This is a genomic window from Vallitalea pronyensis, assembly GCF_018141445.1.
Classification (GTDB): Bacteria; Bacillota; Clostridia; order Lachnospirales; family Vallitaleaceae; genus Vallitalea; species Vallitalea pronyensis.
On sequence record NZ_CP058649.1, the window covers coordinates 1680799 to 1704825 of the forward strand.

The 24027-nt window shown below is 36.6% G+C and carries 18 protein-coding genes; 12 read left to right on the forward strand and 6 right to left on the reverse strand.

Features of this window, described 5'->3' with window-relative positions:
* Positions 1-51: 51 nt before the first annotated feature.
* The 5 genes from HZI73_RS07105 (at position 52) to HZI73_RS07125 (ending at position 9805) form a co-directional block, all read left to right on the forward strand.
* A complete protein-coding gene (locus tag HZI73_RS07105; protein WP_212697558.1) occupies positions 52-3195 on the forward strand; it encodes an alpha-mannosidase in 3144 nt (1047 codons plus the stop codon).
* A 166-nt stretch (positions 3196-3361) separates the two neighbouring features.
* The gene (locus HZI73_RS07110) at positions 3362-6184 is read left to right on the forward strand and encodes a glycoside hydrolase family 38 N-terminal domain-containing protein (RefSeq protein ID WP_212697559.1); all 2823 of its coding nucleotides are present in this window, start codon (positions 3362-3364) and stop codon (positions 6182-6184) included.
* 90 nt (positions 6185-6274) lie between these two features.
* Positions 6275-6928 carry a cobalamin B12-binding domain-containing protein gene (locus tag HZI73_RS07115; RefSeq protein ID WP_212697560.1) on the forward strand — a complete coding sequence of 218 codons (654 nt, stop codon included), beginning with the start codon at positions 6275-6277 and terminating at the stop codon, positions 6926-6928.
* Entirely contained in the window at positions 6921-7562 is a 642-nt protein-coding gene (locus HZI73_RS07120; RefSeq protein ID WP_212697561.1) for a DUF624 domain-containing protein, read from the forward strand. Before HZI73_RS07115 ends, HZI73_RS07120 begins: the two co-directional genes overlap by 8 nt.
* An 80-nt stretch (positions 7563-7642) precedes the next feature.
* Positions 7643-9805 carry a glycoside hydrolase family 3 C-terminal domain-containing protein gene (locus HZI73_RS07125; protein ID WP_212698718.1) on the forward strand — a complete coding sequence of 721 codons (2163 nt, stop codon included), beginning with the start codon at positions 7643-7645 and terminating at the stop codon, positions 9803-9805.
* A gap of 91 nt (positions 9806-9896) precedes the next feature.
* Here the strand turns inward: HZI73_RS07125 and HZI73_RS07130 are convergent, their stop codons facing one another.
* On the reverse strand, positions 9897-10448 hold the full coding sequence (locus HZI73_RS07130) for a CGNR zinc finger domain-containing protein (protein ID WP_212697562.1): 552 nt from the start codon (positions 10446-10448) through the stop codon (positions 9897-9899).
* 154 nt (positions 10449-10602) lie between these two features.
* Between HZI73_RS07130 and HZI73_RS07135 the strand changes: the two genes are divergently transcribed.
* Complete coding sequence (locus HZI73_RS07135; protein ID WP_212697563.1) at positions 10603-11046, forward strand: DUF6144 family protein; 444 nt, start codon at positions 10603-10605, stop codon at positions 11044-11046.
* Positions 11047-11340: 294 nt separating this feature from the next.
* On the opposite strand, the gene HZI73_RS07140 is transcribed toward HZI73_RS07135, so the two are convergent.
* The 3 genes from HZI73_RS07140 to HZI73_RS07150 all read right to left on the reverse strand — a co-directional run bounded on the left by HZI73_RS07140 (position 11341) and on the right by HZI73_RS07150 (position 13988).
* A complete protein-coding gene (locus HZI73_RS07140) occupies positions 11341-12702 on the reverse strand; it encodes an oxidoreductase (RefSeq protein ID WP_212697564.1) in 1362 nt (453 codons plus the stop codon).
* Positions 12703-12773: 71 nt separating this feature from the next.
* Positions 12774-13196, reverse strand: a complete 423-nt coding sequence (locus HZI73_RS07145) for a MarR family winged helix-turn-helix transcriptional regulator (protein WP_212697565.1) — start codon at positions 13194-13196, stop codon at positions 12774-12776.
* A 105-nt stretch (positions 13197-13301) separates the two neighbouring features.
* Entirely contained in the window at positions 13302-13988 is a 687-nt protein-coding gene (locus tag HZI73_RS07150) for a Crp/Fnr family transcriptional regulator (RefSeq protein ID WP_212697566.1), read from the reverse strand.
* A 286-nt stretch (positions 13989-14274) separates the two neighbouring features.
* On the opposite strand from HZI73_RS07150, the gene ilvD reads away from it, so the two are divergent.
* Together ilvD and HZI73_RS07160 are read left to right on the forward strand one after the other, a co-directional pair.
* Complete coding sequence (ilvD, locus tag HZI73_RS07155) at positions 14275-15996, forward strand: dihydroxy-acid dehydratase (RefSeq protein ID WP_212697567.1); 1722 nt, start codon at positions 14275-14277, stop codon at positions 15994-15996.
* Positions 15997-16250: 254 nt separating this feature from the next.
* On the forward strand, positions 16251-17744 hold the full coding sequence (locus tag HZI73_RS07160; protein ID WP_212697568.1) for a sulfatase-like hydrolase/transferase: 1494 nt from the start codon (positions 16251-16253) through the stop codon (positions 17742-17744).
* Positions 17745-17816: 72 nt separating this feature from the next.
* Here the strand turns inward: HZI73_RS07160 and HZI73_RS07165 are convergent, their stop codons facing one another.
* A complete protein-coding gene (locus HZI73_RS07165; protein ID WP_212697569.1) occupies positions 17817-18530 on the reverse strand; it encodes a Crp/Fnr family transcriptional regulator in 714 nt (237 codons plus the stop codon).
* Between the two features lie 293 nt (positions 18531-18823).
* Between HZI73_RS07165 and HZI73_RS07170 the strand changes: the two genes are divergently transcribed.
* From HZI73_RS07170 to HZI73_RS07185, 4 genes are all read left to right on the forward strand, one after another.
* Entirely contained in the window at positions 18824-19849 is a 1026-nt protein-coding gene (locus tag HZI73_RS07170; RefSeq protein WP_212697570.1) for a BMP family lipoprotein, read from the forward strand.
* Between the two features lie 63 nt (positions 19850-19912).
* The gene (locus HZI73_RS07175) at positions 19913-21445 is read left to right on the forward strand and encodes an ABC transporter ATP-binding protein (RefSeq protein ID WP_212697571.1); all 1533 of its coding nucleotides are present in this window, start codon (positions 19913-19915) and stop codon (positions 21443-21445) included.
* Positions 21429-22508, forward strand: a complete 1080-nt coding sequence (locus tag HZI73_RS07180) for an ABC transporter permease (RefSeq protein ID WP_212697572.1) — start codon at positions 21429-21431, stop codon at positions 22506-22508. The genes HZI73_RS07175 and HZI73_RS07180 overlap by 17 nt, the downstream gene beginning before the upstream one ends.
* Positions 22505-23428, forward strand: coding sequence for an ABC transporter permease (locus HZI73_RS07185; RefSeq protein WP_212697573.1), 924 nt, complete (start codon positions 22505-22507; stop codon positions 23426-23428). Before HZI73_RS07180 ends, HZI73_RS07185 begins: the two co-directional genes overlap by 4 nt.
* Before the next feature lie 165 nt (positions 23429-23593).
* Here the strand turns inward: HZI73_RS07185 and HZI73_RS07190 are convergent, their stop codons facing one another.
* Positions 23594-24007, reverse strand: coding sequence for a hypothetical protein (locus HZI73_RS07190; RefSeq protein WP_212697574.1), 414 nt, complete (start codon positions 24005-24007; stop codon positions 23594-23596).
* Positions 24008-24027 lie beyond the last annotated feature (20 nt).

Here is a 24027-nt window from a genome sequence, read left to right on the forward strand (position 1 = left end):
TCTGCTAATCCTAACGACTGTATTTGTATATTAAGTTAGAAGGAGTTTATTATGCCTTTAAGTAAGAAAAGTGACATTTTTTATACGGAGAACAAGATTGAAAGATTTATCGAAAAACTATATCACTACCGCTTCTTAAAAAAAGTGGCTATTAAAGACTTTGATGGACTTATTCGAAAAGAGGATGACGTCAACCCACAGATTCCAGATGTGGGATATACGAAGATGAATATAGGCAGAAAATGGGGAGACCTTGATGAATACCTATGGACTAGATTCAGTCATGATTTTCCTGAGGAATGGCGCCATAAAAAAGTGTATGCCACTTTTGATATTGGATTTTCAGAAGCAGGTCTCACCATTGGTGCTGAGACATTACTATATGTAAACGGACTGCCTTATAAAGGGGTAGATTCCAATCATATGGAGGTTCTTTTAAAACCTGAGTTGCTAACTTCTGAAACAGTCTTTCATTTGAGAAGTTGGAGCGGGGTTCCTAATGAGTATCGTTATGATTCTGATGGTAATCTTTTTGCAGCTAAGAAAGGTCCTAAAGGAGCAATCCATACGATTAAAGCCTATCATGTAGGCATCCTTGATGAGACGATAAACAGTTTTTACTATGATGCATTTGCTGCTATGGATACCATTAAAGTAATCAAGGCATCCAATTCAACAGAATCCAATCTCTTGTTAAGAGCTTTGGAAAAAGCATATGCTGTCATAGATGACACGTTGGAACTGACAGATGTATCAGCCTACAGGAATGAATTGTATCGTGCCTATAAGGTGTACGTAGAAGAGAAGTCTAAAATTAAGAAGAACGCTAATGTGCATGTACAAGCTGTTGGTCAAACGCATATTGATGTGGCTTGGTTGTGGCGCATTAAACATACAAGAGAGAAGATTGCTCGATCTTTTTCCACTGTTTTAAGATTAATGGAGGAGTACCCGGAATTTATTTTTATGCAGTCTCAACCGCAGCTTTTTGAGTATCTTAAAGAAGATTATCCTACTCTTTTTGAACAGATTAAAGAGCGTGTCAACGAAGGCAGGTTCGAAATTGATGGCGCTATGTGGCTGGAGAGTGATTGCAATATACCCAGTGGTGAAAGTTTCTCAAGACAGATTCTATATGGGAAAAAGTTCATGAAAGAAGAATTCGGTATTGAGTCGAAATATCTTTGGATGCCTGATGTTTTTGGCTATTCTTGGGCACTGCCACAGATTTTAAAGAAGTGTGATGTCGATACCTTTATGACAACAAAGATGGGTTGGAACCAGTACAACAGAATTCCTTTTAATTCTTTATATTGGAAGGGGATTGACGGAACGAAAGTAATGACGCATCTTATTGAAGATGTAGGATTTATGGATATGACAGCAGAGACCATGCACAACGGCTGGGAAAAATATAAGGATAAAGACATCATGGATGGTTTCTTGTACCAGTTCGGTCTTGGAGATGGTGGAGGAGGTCCTACAGCCAAGAACATTGAGATGGTTAAACGTTTTGATGAGATGCCTGGATTACCTCATGTGGCGTTTGGCAAAGCAGGTGATTATTTTACCAAATTGAATGAGCGTGCAGATAACCATGATGGCTATGTTCACACATGGGATGGTGAATTTTACTTTGAACTTCACAGAGGTACATTGACATCCCAAGCCTTTACAAAGAAATTCAATCGTCAATTAGAGTTTAAGTATCGAGACTGTGAAATTCTTGCCACACAAGCAGCCCTTGAAAGCCATGAGTGGCGCGGATATGATAACGATACATTGATAAAAGGTTGGAAAATGATACTACTCAACCAATTTCATGACATCATTCCAGGGTCCTCAATCAAAGATGTCTATGAAGATGCACTTGAAACGTATGAAGCATCCCAAACCATTGTAGAAAAAGAAATCAATCAGGCCCTAGATGTTCTGACGATTTCATCAGAAGATGTTTATTGTGTGTATAACAGTTCCAATTTTTTAGTAGATGGACTTGTTGAAATTGATAGAGAACAACAAGGTACTTTTTATCAAAATGGAGAGAAGTTGATAAGTTACTTTGATGGTAAAAAATATAGGGTTCAGCTTAAAGAATTGAAACCAATGGCCTTCACATCCTTCCAGTTCGTTGCAGGTGAGACATGTGATAATGAGAGCCTTTTCAACGTGGATGGCAGAACAATTAAGACACCGTTTTATGTCATCAATTATGACCAATGGGGACGTATTACTAGCCTTTTTGATTTGGATAACAATAGGCACGTCATAAGAGAAGGTGACGTTCTCAATAAGCTTGAATCCTTTGAAGATAAACCTTTAGCATGGGATGCATGGGATATTGATATTTATTACAAGGAAAAAAGTAAGGCCGTATCCGATTTAAGAAATGTAGAGATTATTGAAAATAGCAGTCTAAGACTCGTTGTGCGTTTTGAGTATAAGCATATTCATTCTACCATTGTACAAGACATGATCCTTTACGCAAATGATCGTCGCATTGACTTTAAGACTCAAGTGGACTGGCAGCAGTCACAAAGACTACTTAGGTCTACTTTTGAAGTAGATATTCGTAGTACGAAGGCTTCTTTTGATATTCAATATGGCAATGTGGAACGTCCTACCCATTGGAACACATCATGGGACTGGGCAAGATTTGAGGTGGTTGCTCACAAATGGGTTGATCTAAGTGATTATCATTACGGTGTTGCCTTAATGAATGATTGTAAATATGGTTTTGATGTCTTTGACAACAAGATTGGTATAACACTGATTAAGTCAGGTATCATGCCTGATCCAGAAGCAGATCTGGGAGGACACACATTTACGTATTCCTTACTGCCACATGCAGGCACTTGGCGTGATGCAAATGTGGAACAACGTTCATGGGTTTTGAACAATCCACTTAGAGCGCTTAATGCGGTTGCACCATCAAGGCAATTGTTTAGATTTAATTCAGAGAGTATTTATGTGGATGCTGTTAAAAAATGTGAAAATGAAGATGCTGTTATTCTTCGTTTTCATGAGTATAAAGGTGGTTCTGGTGCATTTGAATTGACCAGTGACTATGGGATTGAACGATTCGTCGAAACCAATATCATAGAGCGTGAAATAGGTGAGATGACTATAGGTGATAACATTCATGGTTTCATTAAACCATATGAAATTAAGACTTATAAAATATATTTTTTATAGGTCTACATATATAACACAATCAATGGTGATAATCCTTATCCGTTTACAAGACCTTCATTTAGCTGGGTTAATGCCATGTTGGCAGAGTTATAAAACAAAAAGACAGTTACGGTAAGTCCTTTAGAAAGGAGGTAAGAGACGATTTATGAGAGCTTATAATCATTTAATGAAGAAAAGGGATGATTTAGGACACCACTGGCAACAGATGGTTCAGGTATACAATCCTGAACGACAACAGAAACCTTATTGGGAAGACCGGTGTCTGCAACAGCTAAAGATGGCTGGTGAATACGTCAAACACATGGATGATCGTTATGGTGATCTGGTTGAAGAAACAGCAGTTTATGTCAATGAATACATGGAGAAACATGCCTATGTTTCGAAAGAGGTTTGTGAAGAGGTAGAAAAACGTCTTACAGTATTGTCAGGACCCCTGAAAGGCATTAAGGTTCACTGTGTTAGCCATGCCCATATAGATATGAACTGGATGTGGGGATTTCATGAAACAGTAGAAGTGGTTCTTGCAACCCTGGATACCATGGTAAATCTCCTTGAAGAATATCCTGATTTCACGTTTTCCCAATCTCAGGCATCTGTTTACAGAATCGTTGAACGTTATGACCAAAACCTTTTAGAGAAGATCAAAAAATATGTAAAAGAAGGGCGTTTTGAAATATCAGCGTCAACTTGGGTGGAGCACGATAAGAACATGGTGGGTAGTGAATCTTTTGCCAGGCATCTCCTATACACAAGAAACTATCTTTGTGATACATTTGATATGAAGCCTGAGGATTTTACCATTGATTTTGAACCGGATACTTTTGGGCATTCTGCTTTTGTACCTGATGTTTTAAGTCAAGCAGGCATCAAGTATTATTATCATTGTAGAGGACTTAATGATACATACCTTTATAAGTGGATTTCGCCAAGTGGGGCATCTATCATTGGTTATTCAGAACCTGTATGGTATGGAAATTCCATAACAACTGGGTCATTTATCCATATCCCTATGCTTGCTAAAGAAATAGGCATCAATGAGACCATGTTTGTTTATGGTGTTGGTGACCACGGTGGAGGACCAAGTAGACAGGATATACAACGAATAAGAGACATAAGCTCTTGGCCATTAATGCCTAACCTTGTCTTTAGTACCTACAAAAACTTTTTTGATGCTGTTGCAGAGCGGGAACCTTATCTTCCTGTGGTAGAAGGTGAAATCAATCCGCTTTTTACGGGCTGTTATACCTCCACATCAAGGATTAAGATGGCAAATAAGTATGGGGAAAAATCACTCATGAGCACAGAATTTGCTGCGACTATGGCGAATCAAATCAATGAACATCCTTATGATTTCAAAGGTCTTGAGTCATCTTGGGAAAAACATTTGTTCAACCAGTTCCATGACATTTTACCTGGGTGTGGGATAAATTTTACACTTGAACATGCATTGGGTAATTTTCAAGAAATATTGGCTGTCAACAATGTGATTAAACGAAAAGCACTTGAAGCCATTGCTTCTAATATAGATACGAGACATATCCGTCATGAGACTGCAGAAACAGGAACTGCTGAGTCAGCAGGATTTGGAGTTGATTTGAGAGCACTTGTGGATAACAAAGGTATATCCTATGGAACAGGCCTGACGCAAAGAGGTAGATACAGCGGTGGAACAAGACTATATACCTTATTCAATCATACACAGTACACAAGGCATGAAAACGTGGAAATCGTGCTCTGGGATTACAGAGAAGACCTTGACAAAATCTGTATTTACAATAGTCAAGGTAAGGTATTAGACTTCATCATTGAAGGTTCCCATTTTAATCAGTACTGGGGTCATTGGTTTACAAAACTAATTGTAAAGCCAGAGATACCAGCTTTTGGTTACGAGGTTATTATAATCTCTTCTGATGGGGAAGGACATGAAAAATCTAAAATAGACACGGATTCTCGTACAAAAACACCACCTAAATATTGTTTGGAAAACCGTTATATTAGCGTGACATTTGATCCGGTGACTATGGATATTATATCGTTATACTCAAAGTTAGAGGATTGTGAATTGTTATCAGAAAAAGGGTCTAATTTTAGATACATTAAGGAAGACAGCAAAACTGCCAGTGCTTGGGTTATAGGAGATTATGTTACGGTAGACAATTGTTTGAAAGAAGTAACAGAAAGAAAATTTGAAAACAATGCACTTTATGCCAGAGCTAGCTTCAAAATGAAGGTGAATGGGTCCATTCTTGAAGTGATGTATACAATCGGGTGCGATGATCAACATATTCATGTACATGTAAAGAATCATTGGAATGAAATAGGTTGTGAGGGTTTTACACCGCAGCTTCAATATAAACTTGACCTTAAGAATCCGTGTAAAACATATAGTTTTAATGTTCCAATGGGTCTTGTGGATAGAGAGCCTGCAAATGATGATTTAGCAGGACTTGACTTCGCTTATGCTAATCAGCCTTCTAGCTGTGGCCTGTATGTATGTAGTGATTCAAAATATGGTTATCGTACTTTGGAGAACTCTATGGCACTGAGCCTCATTCGTAGTTCTAGAAGCCCTAATTCCCATCCGGAAAATGGGACGCACTTGACAGATTTTATTATAGGAACAGGTGACATTACAGATGCTTACAGGGAGGCAAGTTTCCTTAATATACCAGTGGAATCTGTAAATATACCACTTAATCAAACAGGGCAACTTCCGTTGAACAAGTCGTTTATGTCTTTGGATACAACAAGCATAATAATTACCTCTGTCAAGAAGGCACAAAACGGAGAAGGCATCATCATCAAGTTCTACTTAAATAGTGATCAAGATGAAAAGATCTTATTAAGACTACCAAAAACAATTAAAGGGGCTTACCTTTCTGACGTATTAGAAAACGCTTTACAAGAGCTAACAAATTATAATGAGAATAAGCTTATTCTGATAGCTAAGGCTAGAGGGTTATCGATCATTAGAGTGATATTCGATTAGCCTGTACTCTCCTATATTGAAAGAGAGGGTGCCTTTACTAACCTAATGTCCCATGTATAATAGCAATATTTGCATTTTAGGAGGTTGGCCATGGATATATTCGAGAAAATTCAGACAAGTCTCATTGAATCAGATGAAGTGACATTTATGGCTCGAATAGAATCAGCTCTAGAAAGAGGATTCGAGCCTTTAGAAGTGTTGAATAAGGGTCTGATTGTTGGCATGACAAAGGTGTCAAAGATCTGTGAGAAAAAGATGATTTTTATACCTGAGATGCTTAAGATTTCAGAGATTTTTACGAAGGGGTATAATCGGTTATTAACGCTTATAAAAACCAATGAAGATCTGGCAGTGGGTAAGGTTGTTGTAGCGTGTAACAAAGATGACCTTCATGATTTTGGCAAGAATATATTTATACTGGCATTGAAACTTAAAGGATTTCATGTTATTGATCTTGGTATTGATACTGACGAACAAGATGTGATAGATACTTGTATTAGAGAAGATGCAGATTTCATCTGTCTCAGCATGACGTTGCCATGGAAGAGAAAAGGTATATTTGGGCGAATGAGTAAAATACAGGCTAGTGGACTTTGCGAACGTTTAGTAGTCGGAGGTGCAGGTGTTGATGAGGATTTTGAGAAGCAGTTTCATATATTGTTATTCGAAAACAATCCATACATTGCAGCTGATAAAATGTACAATATTTTGATAGAAAGTAAAGGTAATAAGACAAATGGTTGATTCCTTAAGAAGTTCTGCCCTTACATTTGGATTTTGGGCATATAGACTCGTTATACTTAATATATACTTTATCATTTTTACAGTATTGGGACTGATTATCTTTGGTGCGCTACCTGCAACAATAGCTGTGTACCAGCTTATACATGAGCGTTCTAATGCGAATCCATGGCAAATGTTTAAAGTATTTTTAGACATATACAAGTCCAATATGGTAAAGAGCATACCTTTGACGCTTATTTTATTGGCGTTGATCATATCCGGTAGCTACGCTTTATTTTTGATGGATGCCAACCTGGATTTATTGGAATTTAGCCAATACATTGTGCTGCTCATCAGTTTTATGATGCTTTCGTTTATGAGTATAGCCATACTAACATTTTCATTGGCTCTAAATCTGAAACTATCCTTAAGGCTGATAGATAATTTAAAGTTAACCTTAACGTTCATGGTAACTAAGTTTTATATACCATTGATTATAGTTGTTCTTGATTCACTTTTGATATTCATCTACATGAATCAGGGCATGTTATTCTACGCTATCGGCATACCATCATTTCTTACAGTGTCCATGCTGACATTGGAGCAGTTTTTCTTCCCAACCTTAAAGAAACTTCAGGAAAAACAAAAGGAATAGCGTGTTTATATGAGGTAGTAGAAGTACTAAAAGACATGGTTTAAGTGGCTAAGAAAAAGGTATACCTCAAGGAGGATATGATGCATACAACAGAAAAAGAGGATCGACAAGAACAATATAGAATAAAAGCAGCAGAGCTGGTCAGTCAAATGACTTTAGAAGAAAAGGTGCTTCAAACGATACACAGTTCTGCGGCCATTGAGAGACTAGGAATTAAAGCCTATAATTGGTGGAATGAAGCACTTCATGGTGTTGCCAGAGCTGGGGTAGCAACGGTATTTCCACAGGCTATTGGATTAGCAGCTACATTTGATGAAGATTTACTTCAACAAGTGGGAGATGTTATTAGTACTGAAGGACGAGGCAAGTACAACATGCAACAGAAATATGGTGATAGAGATATCTACAAAGGCCTTACCTTTTGGTCACCCAATGTGAATATTTTTCGTGATCCTAGATGGGGAAGAGGTCATGAAACTTATGGTGAAGATCCTTTCTTAAGTGGACGTATGGGTGTCCGGTTTATCAAAGGGTTGCAAGGGGATGATGGTAGATATTTAAAGGCAGCAGCATGTGCTAAACACTTTGCCGTTCACTCAGGTCCAGAACATGAACGGCATTCTTTTAATGCTGTCGTATCGAAACAAGACCTGTATGAGACTTATCTGCCAGCATTTAGGGAATGTGTCAAAGAGGCTAAGGTAGAAGCAGTTATGGGAGCTTACAACAGACTTAATGGAGAACCTTGCTGCGGCAGCAAGACTCTTTTGCAGGACATACTTAGAGATGAGTGGGGGTTTGAAGGCCATGTGGTATCAGACTGTGGTGGTATAGCTGACTTACATGAGTACCATAAGGTTACTAGGTCTTCCGTTGAATCCGTAGCTATGGCTCTTAAACATGGTTGTGACTTGAACTGCGGTAATCAGTTCCTGTATTTAGAGAAAGCTGTTAAAGAAGGTCTTGTATCAGAAACAAAGCTGGATGAGGCTGTAATCAATTTATATGTAGCCAAGATGAAATTAGGCATTATCGGAGATGCTTCGGATAATCCATATAATAACATTCCATATGAAGTTGTTGATTGTAGAGAACATCGAGAATTTAATTTGGAAGTGGCAATGAAATCTCTTGTGCTTCTCAAGAATCAGCATAACTTTTTACCGTTAAGTAAGGATAAAATACGCTCCATCGGTATTATAGGTCCTAATGCTAACAATAGAAAAGCTCTAGTGGGGAACTATGAAGGTACTGCTTCTAGATATATTACGGTGGTTGAAGGGATTCAGGATTATGTGGGTGATGATGTACGCGTTCACTATTCAGAAGGCTGCCATTTATATAAGGACCGTACAAGTAGTCTTGCTAACGTCAACGACCGACTATCAGAAGTTAAAGGAGTCTGTGAACAAAGTGATATAATCATCGCCTGTTTGGGGCTTGATGCAGACTTAGAAGGTGAACAAGGTGACCAGTGTAATGCGTTTGATAGTGGAGACAAACCAAACCTGAACCTACCAGGGCTCCAGCAGGAGGTTCTTGAGATCATCCATGCCAGTAGTAAACCAGTAGTACTTGTTATGCTTTCAGGTAGTGCCATGGCACTTAATTGGGCAGAGAACCATGTACCTGCTATCATTCAAGGATGGTACCCAGGAGCACAAGGTGGAAAAGCTATTGCAAAACTTATTTTTGGTGAGTATTCTCCAGAAGGGAAGTTACCTGTGACCTTCTATAAAACAACTGAGGAACTACCGGATATGTCAGACTATCGTATGAAGAATAGAACATACCGTTATATGATTGAAGAACCACTTTATCCATTTGGCTACGGCCTAAGTTATACGGAGTGGTCATTAAGTGATGTTTCAATTAGTCATAAAGCCATAACGACGGAAAATCCCATGATTCTTAGGATGGTCCTTCGTAATACAGGAAAATATAATGGTGCGGAAAGCATTCAGGTATATGTTAAATGCATGCAAAGTGATACCCCCAATCCTCAGCTTAAAGCTTTAAAGAAGGTAAGGTTGAAGGCAGGGGAGTCTCAGTTAATCCAGATGGAATTACCCACAAAAGCATTTGGTCTCTATAATAAGGAAGGTGTTTTTACACTATACAAAGGCATTTATAGAATTTTTATCGGAACAGGGCAACCTGATAGACGTACAGAAAGATTAACGGACCAAAAATCTGTTATGATCGAAGTCAAATCAGAAATAACATGCAGCATTCAGCCATAGGTTCCTGCGTTCAATCAAATAAGGTACTCCGATTAGAAGATGGGCTAGAACTACAAGTGCATATCTAGATATAGGAAAGAACGCTTAATCTTTAGTCTTTCAGTTGTTTTTTTCTATAGCGGCGTACTTTCATTAAATTGGCACATCGGGAATCGCAATGTCGCTTCGTTTTGCTTTTACTTTTATCATAAAATACCCATTTGCATTGAGGATTCTCACATATCCTTATTCTATCTTGATCATATTCTGCAATGGTAACGGCAAAGGACGTAACGATTTCATGTATAAAATGTTCTAATCCAGAGCCTTTGGTTTTCGTTTCAATGATATAATCTTTACCTTTTTTGATTAACTGTCTAGTAGCCTTTTCTTTTTGTAATATTAAATTTATTTTATCCATATCTTCTTTTGTTAAGTTTCCATGCAATGTTATTTTCTCTAGCAATTCAAATATCCAATTGTATAGAACATATAATTCACTTAACTGTTTAGAATTAATATCAAATAACGTTATATGATAGTAATTTAAAAAGTCATTTATTTTTTCTTTTCTAGTTGCATCGTCCATATTATTTTTTTCATTAAAACATTGACTATTAAGAAAATCAAAGACTAAGAAGTCCATGTTGATTGCTCCTTTCATACGCCATCCAGTATACTTTATTATATTTACCATAAATATGAATGTCAAGATATTGACGTGGGTAGATGATTATGCTATACTTTAATTGGTTGTAACGGTCTAAATAAAAAAGAGAGTTACATAACTGTTGTAAGTAAATTAAAGGAGGGTAATAATGACTGGAAGTAAAGTAGAAAACTGGGTAAACACCATGTTAGATGAAGTGAGTCAACTAGAGGAGAAAAAGAGAAAGGCAATTTTGGAACGATGTGGACGTTCATGTTGTAGTTCGTTTGATGCACCTGCACAAATTGAGGCATTAAGAAAAGAATTACCTGAAAATTCATCAATAGACCAGATATATCAAGCCTATAAAAATAAATACTATCAAAACTCCAATAGGTTGAAAAAAGATGGGAAGGTTATTACATTAGAATACCACAGTTGTGGATGTCCTTTAGTAGAATCCATGAATCAATTAAACCCAGTTTTATGTGATTGTACCATGGGTTATACAAAAGCTATATTCGAAACCTTGTTTAACCAACCTGTTAAAGTGGATTTAAAAGAATCTATGTTAAGAGGAAGCGAAAAATGTAGATTGGTTATTGAACTATAAGTTTAAACAAATCATCGTAGAATACATATAAAAAATGATTAAAGTTCTTTAATTGGAGAAGTTATGTAATGTATACACATAGTAATGATAATTGGATAGTAAGACGCATCTGTTAGGATAATGAAGTAAAAAAAGGGGGAAGCTGATGGTTATACTTCCTCCTTTCTTTAGATTATAAGGAGTGAAATGTTCAGGTGAACAACATATATGTACTATTGTGTTGAAGAATATTCTACATACCATCAATCAGATATCCAGCGGTAATCACATATTTCATATGAAAGTTCCTCTCAATTAAGCGGATGGTTCTTTACCAATCTGAGCAATTGTTTGCCAATGACGGTTTTTAAGAGATTCCGGAGACCGTTTTGCATAAACATCAATATCTTCTTCATGACCCACTACTGGATTTACAGTACAACGTGCAGGTAATGCAACCATGAATCGTTTAATACAGCCTTCATTACAGCGTGTGCAACGAACAATGTCTTCTGTTCTATCTTCAGCATATTTGTTAACCCATTCAGGATCAGCGATTTGTTGTCTGCCTTGTGATATCATATCCACGTCACCATTTCTTACTGCTTCATCAGCTAACTTAGGATCATGTACAGAAGGGCAGATGAGAGGAATCGTTAGTCCTTGTTTTATTATTTTTGCTTTTGCTATGACTTGCCCATCTTTATTTGGAAGGAAGTCACTCATACATTCGTAAGAACCGTCTGATAAATGAATAAAGTCAGCACCATAGGATGCTAGTTTTTTTGCTGATTCATTTGTGTGTTCTGGTGTTATATCCCCGCTGATTTCCACAGATGCACTCATTCTAACCCCAATAACAAAATCTGGGCCCACATACTTTCGCATAGAAGCAATACTTTCTTTAATAATTCTAAGTCTATTATCGAGTGAACCACCATATTCATCCGTTCTTTGGTTTAACCTTGGAGAGATAAAAGAATGTAATAGATAGCCATGTGGGGCATGAATTTCAAGACCATCAAATCCTGCTAGCTTAGTGCATTTTGCTGCATATCCGTAATCATTAACTAATTCTTTGATCTCTTCTTTTGTTATTTCCCTTGGCATTTCACCAACCATATGCATGCCAGATACATTGACAATTTGCTCAAATGCTTTTGTCAGATCCGTGCTGATTTTTTCTTGATAACCAAGCGTTCTGGCAAGGGCAAGGGTTGGTTTAATGTTTGTAGGTGACCCCATACCTGTTATGAGCTTACTAGGCACGATACGATATCGGATAGGGGAGGCTGCAACTGGTTGGACTGCACCTACATCCCGGGTGCCTTGAGCACCAGGACCAATGGAAACTTGAGCGATGATTTTAGCACCGTAGGATTTAACATGTTCGACAAAACTAGCTAACTTAGGTACATAGGTTTCATTATAGATGGCTAGATTATTGTATTTTTTGTAGTTATTACTAATCTCATGACCCGTTCCTTTCATAGCTTCTACGATAATCATTCCAGTTCCACCCATAGCTCTTGCAGCATAGTATGCACATTGTTGTTTGCTTACAAAATTTCCAGGATCAGTATAGTTCATATTCATTGGAGCCATAGCCACCCGGTTTTTAATTGTGAGATTACCAATTTTGATTGGTTGTAATAATGGTTTTTCTTGATTGTTCATAATTATCTCCTTTTCGTTAATAAGTATTTTCGTATAATACGAAATTCGTTATATTTAACTAAAAAAATGATTTATATAAGTCTATTAATCATTTTCAACAGGTAATTGATTTCGTCTTCTGTGAGCTTTTGGGTTATTTCAGAGATTTTATCATGTCGCATTTCATTGATTTTACTTAATGCCATATGCCCTTTTTTAGTAAGAGATGAAACCACCATTCTTCGATCTTCAGCGCTTGTTTTTCTGATGATATAATCCTTCTTTACAAGGCGGTCCATGGTTTTAGTAGGTGTACTTACGGCAACTTTTAGTTGTTCAGCAATTTCTTTGATCGTTTTTTCAGAATGAAATCCAATGGCATCCATGATACTAATTTCAGCAATGGTAAGATTCCCAATTTCCATATCCGTAATTTCTTTCATAATGTCTTTTTCTATAAGGTCAACCAATTTTTTTAGTTGCGTATATATAATGTCCAGTCGTTTGTCATTCATGATGGAAACCCCTTTCTGTTGGAAAAATATAACGAAATTCCTTATACTTGTTCATTATAGTCTTAGCTGATTTTTTTGTCAAGAGATTTTATCGGAACTCTGTAATTACTCATTATTATTTAAAATAGCTTCTAGTTTTTGTTTATTTAAAATAACAATCGTCTTATGGTTAATTTCAAGAATACCTTGAGTAGAAAGCTTTTTTAATTCTCTAGAAAGAGTGGATCGAGATACATGAAGATGCTCTGATAAGGCTTTTTTGGAATAAGGCAAATGAATAACAGAGGCAGCATTAGATTCAATGTTCTGCAATAAAAAATAGGCTATTTTCTCTCTTATAAGGGAATAAGAAAACAGGACTATTTTTTTGTTGAGGTTTATAATTTCTCTAGAAAAAAGGTCTAAAATGTTAGAAGCAATGACGCTGTCTTTTAAAAGAACGTTAAAAACACTCTTCTTTTCAATTAACAGAAGTTTACACGTTTCCTTAGCAATGACATCAAATTGACCATCATAATCTTTGGAAAAAACCATCGCACCACCTAAAACGTTACCTTTGTTTTTATATAAAACATGAACGATCTTACCAGACTCAAGATTATTATGTACTTCAAGACTACCTTCCAGAACAATACCTAGATACGGGAAGGATTGCCAACATTGGCAGATATATTCATTCTTTTTATAAGCACATATTTTATGCTTTGATTGCTCTATAATGGATGTAATCTCTTGTCTGTCCTTATTGTGAAATAAAGGACATGCTTGTAGAATCTGTAAATACTTCTTCATCATAATACCTCATATACTGTAACAATGTTAGTTGTATTTATTTTACTATAAGTTCCAAAAGATGTAAAACGAAATATGACACTTGTGATACATATTGAATGCATGAATGAATCAAAGCAATTTAGAATCATATAGACTCCTATCTTGACGGGAAAAAATGAAAGGAATAATATGACCGAATTAGAAAAAACTGTAGTTATCATGTTCCAGTTGACGTATAATAAGATAAACAGTAGACAGCATGAAGCTTTGTCAGATGATGAGATAGATTAAGAAAGGTGATAACATGCAATATAACAGTCAAAAGATGCGATCTGTTGCAGTGGAGATGGATGCGCTTAAAATGGGTATGGGATGGTCAAAAGAAGATTTGAGTAAAATACAAATTATGATTCAAAGTACTTGGGGAGACAGTCATCCAGGTAGTGTCCATTTGAATCAATATGTACAGCTAGCAGATGAAACCATCGCCAAACGCGGTATGAAAGGTGCTAAATATACGGTGACAGATATATGTGATGGTATCGCACAAGGCCATGACGGCATGAATTACTCACTGCCTTCAAGAGAGTTTATTGCCAATATGATTGAAATACAAGGCATGGCAACACCTTTTGATGGGGCTCTGTTTATAGCAAGTTGTGACAAAGGCGTGCCAGCCCATCTTATAGCCCTTGCAAGATTAGACCTGCCTTCTGTTTTTATTCCAGGAGGTGTGATGAAAGCTGGAGAAGGGGATTTGACCCTGGAACAAATCGGTATGTACAGTGCACAGCTTAAAAGAGGAGAAATTTCCCAAGGTACTTTTGAACACTACCAACATCATGCATGCCCAACATGTGGTGCATGTGCCTTTATGGGAACGGCCTTAACCATGCAAATCATGTCAGAGGCTCTAGGCTTATCATTACCCACAACCAGTGCCATGCCTGCTTATAATAACTTAATTGCTCAAGGCATTCACAAAAGTGTTGAGACCCTTGAAAATCTTATGAAATCAGATATTAGACCAAGTCATATTTTGACATATGAAGCCTTTGAAAATGCCATCATGGTACATGCCGCAGTAGGTGGTTCTACCAATGCCTTGTTACATCTCCCCACAATTGCACGAGAAGTTCATGTTGAATTACAGGCAGAATTATTTGATGAAATCAATAAGTCGATTCCCTATATTGCCAATGTAAGACCCAGTGGGAAATACCCAAGCGAATACTTTTGGTATGCAGGTGGTACCACAGGTGTCATGGAAGCCATAAAAGACTATTTGCATTTAGATGTGATGACCGTTACCGGCAAAACCCTTGGTGAAAACTTGGAGAAAATTAAAGCATCTAATCATTATAGCAAAGGAAAAGCATACTTTACTTATTTGGACTTTAAGGCTAGTGATGTGATTTTTAGTGCTGAAAATCCAATGAGAGAAGATGGGGCAATAGCCATTTTGAAGGGAAATTTAGCACCTGATGGTGCAGTCGTTAAGCACGCTGCTTTAGATGATGCCATGAGAAAAGTCATCCTTAGGGCTAGACCTTATGACAGTGAGGAAGAGGCGTTTCATGATGTGATTAACGGCAATGTTATGGCGGGCGACGGCGTGATTATTCGTTATGAAGGACCAAAAGGAAGCGGCATGCCTGAAATGTTCTACACAACGGAAGCCATAGCATCGGATGAAAGACTCTCTTCATCAGTGGCTTTAATGACAGATGGAAGGTTTTCAGGCGCTACAAGAGGCCCAGCTATTGGCCATATATCACCAGAAGCGGCGGAAGGCGGACCCATTGCGTTGGTTGAAAAAGATGATATGATTGAAATTGATATTGAAAAAAGAAGCCTTAATATCATTGGTCAAAAAGGTGAAATCTTGACAAAAGATAGCATGAACGCTATTCTGGAAGAACGAAGAAAAAAATGGAAACCTTTGCCTGTAAAAAGGGAAAAAGGGGTATTAGGACTTTTTAAGAAAAATGCCGTGTCTGCTATGAAGGGCGGATATATGGAATAGAATTTCTTGACGAAAGAATCATGTAGCATGTTCAGGTGTAAAAGAGGATTCTCTTAGGGATTTTCTGTATCAAAGAATAATGAATAGAGTGGCATCATAAATGAAGGGCTGCTGAATAAGTGGTCCTATATGCATGCCACTCTTTTTTTATGTATATATCTACGTCATACGGAGGGGTAGGACGCATGTCCTTTATGCAATGTTGCTATAATTCTATACTATTTGTATCTTACATGTAGAAAGGAATATGGCCAATGGAAAAAAAGAAACCTAATATTGTATTTATCCTCAACGATCATCAAGCTTACTACAGACATGGTTGGGACGGGGGCGTTAAGCCGTTAACACCTCATTTTGATCAATTAGGAGAAGAAGGGGTAGCATTTACAAACGCATATTGTGCAACACCATTATGTGGTCCAGTTAGACGAACCATGTTAAATGGACTCTATGCCCATACCCATAAACAATACTTTAATGATTCGGAGAGCCCTTATGATGAGGAAAGTTATCTTAGATTGTTGAAGAAAGCTGGGTATGATAATTATTATTTTGGGAAATGGCATGCTGGACCAGGTACACCCATTACAGAGCATCAGTGTAAAGGATTTAGTTGTGAAGCTTATGGAAATCCATATATTACCGATGCCTATAAACAATATCTCAAAAAGTTAAATTTACCCCAAGCCAGACATCGAATTGATTATAACTTTCATCCAGAAGCACAAAGTGAGTTTTTTGAGAAATTAGATGTGGGCGTGGACTATCAATGTGAAGATACTTGGTGTGGGGAACATGCCGTTGGCATCACAGTGACACCCAAAGAAACCCATGAAGCATTTTTCTTAGCCCATCAAGCCTGTGAGACATTAGAAAACATAGCCAATAGCAAATCGGATGAGCCCTTTCATTTAAGAGTTGATTTTTGGGGACCTCATCAGCCCTTTTTCCCCACTCAAGAATACTTAGATAGGTATAACCCCAGTGACATAGAAGTATATGGTAATCACTTTGATGATTTAACAGATAAAGCTGAAGTCCATCAAATGGATGTTAATCGCGTAATAAGTAATAAAGATAGTAAGCTAATTGTTCCAAGCCCAATACCATGGGAAGATTGGCAACAGATATTAGCCAGAGCTTATGCGCATCAAACAATGATTGATGATGCAGGAGGCATGATTATCAACAAACTAAAAGAACTAGGGCTGGATGAAAATACAATAATCATATGGACAACAGATCATGGTGATGCAATTGCAAGTCATGGTGGACATTTTGATAAGTGTTCCTATATGTCTGAAGAGGTTATGCGTATTCCTATGGCAATAAAGTGGCCTTCAGTCATTAAGCCTCATCAAAAACAAGAAAAACTGGTTTCGAATATGGACATTCCAGTTACCATATTAGATGCAGCAGGATTATCATTCACCAATAAAGTTCATGGGATGAGTCTCTTAGATCTCATCTTGGATGAAAAGAAATCCTGGCGAACAGGGTTGATGAGTGAGACATTCGGACATGGCTATGTAGAGCGCATACAAGGTCGTATGTATGTTGAAGGTGATTATAAATATGTCAAATTTGAAGGACAGATTGACGAGTTATATCATCTAGGAGAAGACCCTTATGAAATGAACAATTTAGCACAGAAGGAAGAATACGTTGAAATAAAGGAAAAGATGCTCAAAGGATTACTGCAGGAGCAAAAAAAAGTAGATGACTTTAACGACTTAAGTAAGTGGTAAAGTCCCTGACATGCAAAGGCGCTATTTATAAAAAGTGAATCATGGATTCAAGAAATATAGCAAAGGGATGCATTAATCAATGGTTTCTATAAATTTCTTTAATCGATCCAGTTGTTGATTATTAAACGTTATTTTACCATTAGCTACAGAAATATAGTTATCTTCCTTCAATTTCTTAATGTTTCGGTTGATGGTACGAACGGTTACACAAAAATGATCCGCCAGTGCTTGACGGGTTTCTGGAATCACATACAGATTTTTCGCTTCTTTTTTTAATGAATTTGTGGAGATAATATAGCGGGTCAGTAAATATAAAACGGAATGGGAAATTAAAAATCCTGTGTTGGTTGTAGATTTATACAGGTATTTAGCGAGTATTAGAGCCACACTTTTTACAAGTTCAATATCATCGTTGTACCATTTTAAGAAATATTTTCGCGGGATTTTAATCATTTGACACGCTGAACTAGCAGTAACGGTAATGGAGAACGTTGCAGCTTCTGCAAGAATAGCAAGACTACCAATAAAGTCTGGCATATTGTTGAAGAGTAACAAGTTGGCATTTTCTTCTAAAATATAGTATTTTCCGTTTTCGAAATGGTTTTGTACATTTATACTGCCATTACAAAATAAATAAACATGGTCCGGTTTACCACCTTTATTAAGAATGCAGTCACCGATGTTATAATGTTTTAAGAAGCTATTATCAGAAACATACGATGGCATGCGATTGAAGGTATAGGATAAATGAGGGTAATTTTTGGAAAGGTTTTGAAGGTTTATCATGGCAATATCCTCTCAAGATTTATTAAAATTCTATGATACCTATTTTATCAGAAAGCATATAAAAGTCAATAAACACGAAGTTAAGTGGAATTAGTAAAGATTGTAAGGATATAATAAGGATGAGGTATGAGCTATGAATCAATATGAAAAAAATGCTTGGGTTTAAATGAAAAGTTAATGGTATTCTTAAAAAACGTTTCAATGGGGACACATGTCCTATGCGGTGGTTGTTTTCGTTGTTATATTGTATATATAAATGTTGACTAAATAGAAAAAACTGGAGGTTTTGCACAATGAAAAAAAGAGTAATGGTATTATTATTCGTGAGCTTCATGATTTTTGTAACAGGTTGTACAAACAATAATAACGATAATGGGTCCAATGAATCTGATACGAAAAGTGTTCGCGTTGGTTTTGTAACAAGCGAAACAGGACTTGGCGATCAAGCCTTTAATGATGCAATACACAGTGGGACAAAAAAGGCTGAAACAGCACTTGATAACGTAAAATTAACGGTAATAGAACCAGGGGATGCAGCAAAACTTGAAACATCGGTAAGATCACTTGCGCGAGAGGGAAATGACCTCATCATTGCAGGGGCTGCTTCATTAGGTGACGCGGTTCTCGTGGTAGCAAAAGAATTTCCTGACACCTTCTTTGTGATTATTGATGGGGACATTGATGACTATGATAATGTACAATCCATTAAGGCAAATGAAGAGGAAGCAGCTTATTTAACAGGAGCATTTGCACAGCTTTATGCTGGTGAAGGCAATAAAATTGGTTTTATTGGCGGTATGGATATTGCAGTTATTAAAAAGTTTGAAGTAGGTTTTGTTGAAGGAGCCAAAGCAGTAGGTGGAACAGAAGCGGATGTATTGGTTTCTTACACAGGTGTTTTCAATGATCCAGCTCTAGGGAAACAAACTGCTGAAGCACAACATTCTAATGGAGCAACTGTTATCTTTGCAGCAGCAGGAGCATGTAACTTAGGTATGTTTGAGGCAGCAGAAAATATTGGTTTCACGGCACTAGGAGCAGCTACGGGCCAATTTGATAAATCCGATGCCATCGTGGCTTCTCACGTAAAATCAGTGGATGATTTAGCGGAGAGTGTTATTACAAGGTTTGCTAATGGCGAAAAGCTTACCAATGGCATCGTTAAATACGGTTTAAAAGAAATGGGTGTAGACTTTCGCTATAATCCACAAAACCCAGAAAACAATATTGAGATTCCACAAGAGATTATAGATAAGATTGAAGCATTAAAGCAACAAATTATAAATGGTGACATTAATGTAGCATCATTTATTGAATAAAGTATAATCATTTTATTTTTTATACAACCTGCTATGGTAAAAATTAGATGGAAGTGGTGCAAAATGTCAGTAGCTATTAAAACAGAAAATCTAAGTAAAAAATATGATAGTTTTTTTGCAAATAAAGATATTAGCATGGAAATAGAAACCAATTCTGTGCATGCCATCGTCGGTGAAAATGGTGCTGGAAAATCTACCTTTGTGAATATGTTATATGGCATTACAAAAAAGAATTATGGTAAAATTTTTGTTTTCGGACAAGAAGTAGATTACAAAGGCTCAAAAGATGCTATTGATATAGGCGTGGGTATGGTCAGTCAGCATTTTAGACTTATACCTGAATTTACAGTAACTGAAAATATTATATTAGGTATGGAGCCAGGTAAAAAAACATATTTAAATAGGGCAGCAGCATCAAAAGCTATCTATAAATTAACAGAAGAGTATGGATTGATGGTCAATCCAGATGCAAAGGTGAAGGATATTTCAATAGGAGAACAGCAAAGAGTCGAGATATTAAAAGTACTTTATAGAGGCAGTAAAGTGTTAATTCTAGATGAGCCAACTGCTGTGTTAACACCCCAAGAAATTAGAGAATTGGGCGTTGTTATCCATAAGCTTAAAAAAATGGGAAAAACCATTATCATTATTACACATAAACTTCAAGAGGTTATGGATTTTACGGATAACATCACCGTTTTTAGACAAGGAAAAAAGATTGGTGACTTGGTCACAAAAGAAACGACCCCTGAGATAATAACTGAAATGATGGTGGGTCGAGCAGTCCAGCTAGGTGGTAAAAGTGAACGGACATTATCTAAAAGCAATCAATCCGCATTGACAATTAAAGATTTGAATTTCGTAAGCAAACAAGGGAAAAGAATCCATGACATTAACTTGGATGTGAAATATGGCGAAATTGTTGGTATAGCTGGAGTAGATGGAAGTGGACAAAGTGAATTAATTAATCTAATTTCAGGTATTTATAAGGGTCATACAGGTGACATGAGTATCAATGGAAAATCTGTTGAAGGTATGTCCATTCGTGAAAGACGTGATAACAGTTTTGGCTATATTCCAGAAGATCGTCATAAGGAAGGCTTAATACTTAATTTTTCAATTGAAGACAATTTATTACTAGGCATGGAAGATAAAAAGATGTTTAGAAATAAATATGGGTTACTTCATAAAAGAGCCATTAAAAAAAATGCACTAGACAAAATTCATGATTATGATATTCGAACAACGAGTGAGTCAAAGCCTTGTTCCATGTTATCAGGCGGGAACCAACAGAAAGTTGTTTTTGCAAGAGAAGTAGCGGATCATCCAGATTTTGTTCTGGTGGCTCAGCCAACAAGGGGACTTGATATCGGAGCCATTGAATTTGTTCATGAAAAATTAGTTCATATAAGAGATCAGAATAAAGGGATTTTAGTTATTTCTTTTGAACTTGATGAATTAATTGCTTTATGCGATCGCATCATTGTCATGTGTGCTGGGAAAATTACAGGTGAACTTGAAAGGCATGCTTTTGTTAAAGAAAAGATTGGGAGAATGATGATTGGCCAAGTGGAGGAAAATGATGAAAAAGAATAACAAAAATTTACTGCTAAATCACCAAGAGTATTTCTATACCATTTACAGCATCATTGGTGCATTGTTGGTAGGTAGTATTTTTATTGTATTTGCAGGTGGAAATCCATTCGTTACATATGGTGCTATGTTAAAGGGATCTCTAGGCAGTCAATATGCATTAGCAGATACTTTTAACAATGCGCTTCCTCTTATATTAACAGGCTTGTCAGTTGCCTTTGCCAGCAAAGTTGGTGTATTTAATATAGGGGCAGAGGGGCAGTTGTATGTAGGTGCTTTATTTGCAACCCTTGTAGGATTATTTTTAGATTTACCACCATTCCTACACAGCCTTGTTGCCATCTTGGCAGCACTTATAGGTGGAGCAGCATGGGCTTTTATAGCTGCTATACTGAAAGAAAAAAGAGACGTTAATGTGGTTATATCCACAATACTATTGAATTACCTTGCCATACCATTGATTCATTACTTGGTTAATGGTCCCCTTAGAACAGATGGTCTCATTGTAGCGACCGATAAAATAAAAGAGAGTGCTCGATTACCCTTTGTTATAAAAATGCCATTTGGTATAACAACAGCATTTATCTATGTATTCATTGCTGTTGTCATCACTTATATTGTTTTAAACTACACGGCATTTGGCTTTAAAATAAAAGCAGTAGGAAGTAATAGATTTGCTGCCAATTATTCAGGAATAAACATTGGTTTTCTTTCGTTATTAGGTCTTGTTTTAGCTGGTTCTCTTGCCGGGCTAGGAGGAGGACTTGAAGTCATTAGTCGTCAATATCGATTAATTTCAGGATTTTCACCTGGCTATGGGTATAGTGGTATACCCATTGCATTGCTAGGCAGAAGAAGTCCTATAGGTGTTGTCTTTGCTGCTATGTTTTTTAGTATATTGAGTACAGGGGCAATAGAAATGCAGAGTCAAGGTATTTCAACAAGCGTTATTTCAGTCATTCAAGGATTAGTTGTTTTGTTTATCGCAAGTGAATTTGTCATAAGATATTTGATAAAAAAAATAGCAGAAAATCGACTCGTTAAAAAGGAAGGTGTAAAGGAATGAATATTGGTGTGCTTTTGTATTCATCAGTCTTATTGATGATTCCTATTGGCTTTGCCGCTATTGGTGCAACCATTAATGAAAAAAGTGGCATCGTTAATATTGGTATAGAAGGTATGATGTTAATGGGCGCCTTTACATCTGTGTTAGGCGCATATTATTCCAATGGTAATCTGCTGATAGGTATCATATGTGGTATTTTAGGTGGATTGATTCTTGGTCTCATTCATGCAGTCATAACAGTAGAATTTGGTGGACCTCAGCCCGTTAGTAGTTTAGGTATAACGTTATTTGCAACAGGTGCAACAAGTTTTTTATTAGAGTCAATTTTTGGACAAAAAGGAAGCAGTCCAAAAGTGAATACACCTAAGACAAGCGAATTCCTGGAAGGCATTCCATTAGTAGGTGAATACTTGGCAGATATAAGTATCTTTATCTATATTTTCATTGTCGTGGTTATTGCTGCTCATTATATTATCAATAAGACACCTATAGGTTTAAGATTAATGAGTGTTGGACAAGACCCCAAAACAGCCGAAAGTGTTGGGATCAATGTATGGAGAATTCGGTATATTGCTATGATGGTTTCAGGAGGATTAGCAGGATTAGGAGGCTCTTTTCTTACAATCGGTGATCTCGATAGATTCCAAGAAAATATGATTGCAGGGCGTGGATACATAGCCTTAGCAGCTATGATTCTTGGTAAATGGAGTGTGAAAGGGACAGTCATGGCATCCTTGTTGTTCGGTTTTTTTGAAGCATTAAAGATTCAAGCTCAATTGTCTGACAGCATTAATATTCCTATTGATTTATTAAGTTTATTGCCATATGTGATTACACTTATTGTGCTAGGCTTATTTATAGGTGGTGCAACGGGGCCAAAATCATTAAATAAACCATTTCTTAAGCAAAAATATCAATAATGTAACGCTTATTTATGGAACAGGTATTAGCGCTATGTTATCAATAACCAACAAGCTATCCAAAAGGGTAGCTTGTTTATTTTTCAAGAGCCATGTAATTAATCATTTAGAAAGCTACCTACAATCGTTAATAGGTAGCTTTTGGAAGTTAGCGATATGTATTAATTAATATACTTGAATAGTAACCTTCCCTTGAGCATCGTTGCCATTGTTAGCTACTCCAAGTTGAAATACTGCATTATCAGAAGGTTGATAATCTTTAAATGCATCGTACTCTACAATAGTTTTTGAACTTTTAATACCAGAACCAGTACTAATGTATTTCAAATTATTTGGATCTGTAATATCTACTAGAACATAAATGAGGCTAACATCTGTAGAACTATCAAAGATGTTAAAGCTTAAAATTAAATCATCATTACCTTGTATGTCTTGGGGAGTAAAGTAAAAAACAAAATGATCACTGGATCCACTAAGATCAAACTCAATGGTTTTAGTATAATGACTATTTGCATATGTACTTGTACCAAAAGTGATTAAACTAACAATTAAAAGTATAGATAAAATATTTTTTTTCATAAATTGTTCCTCCTAAAGTT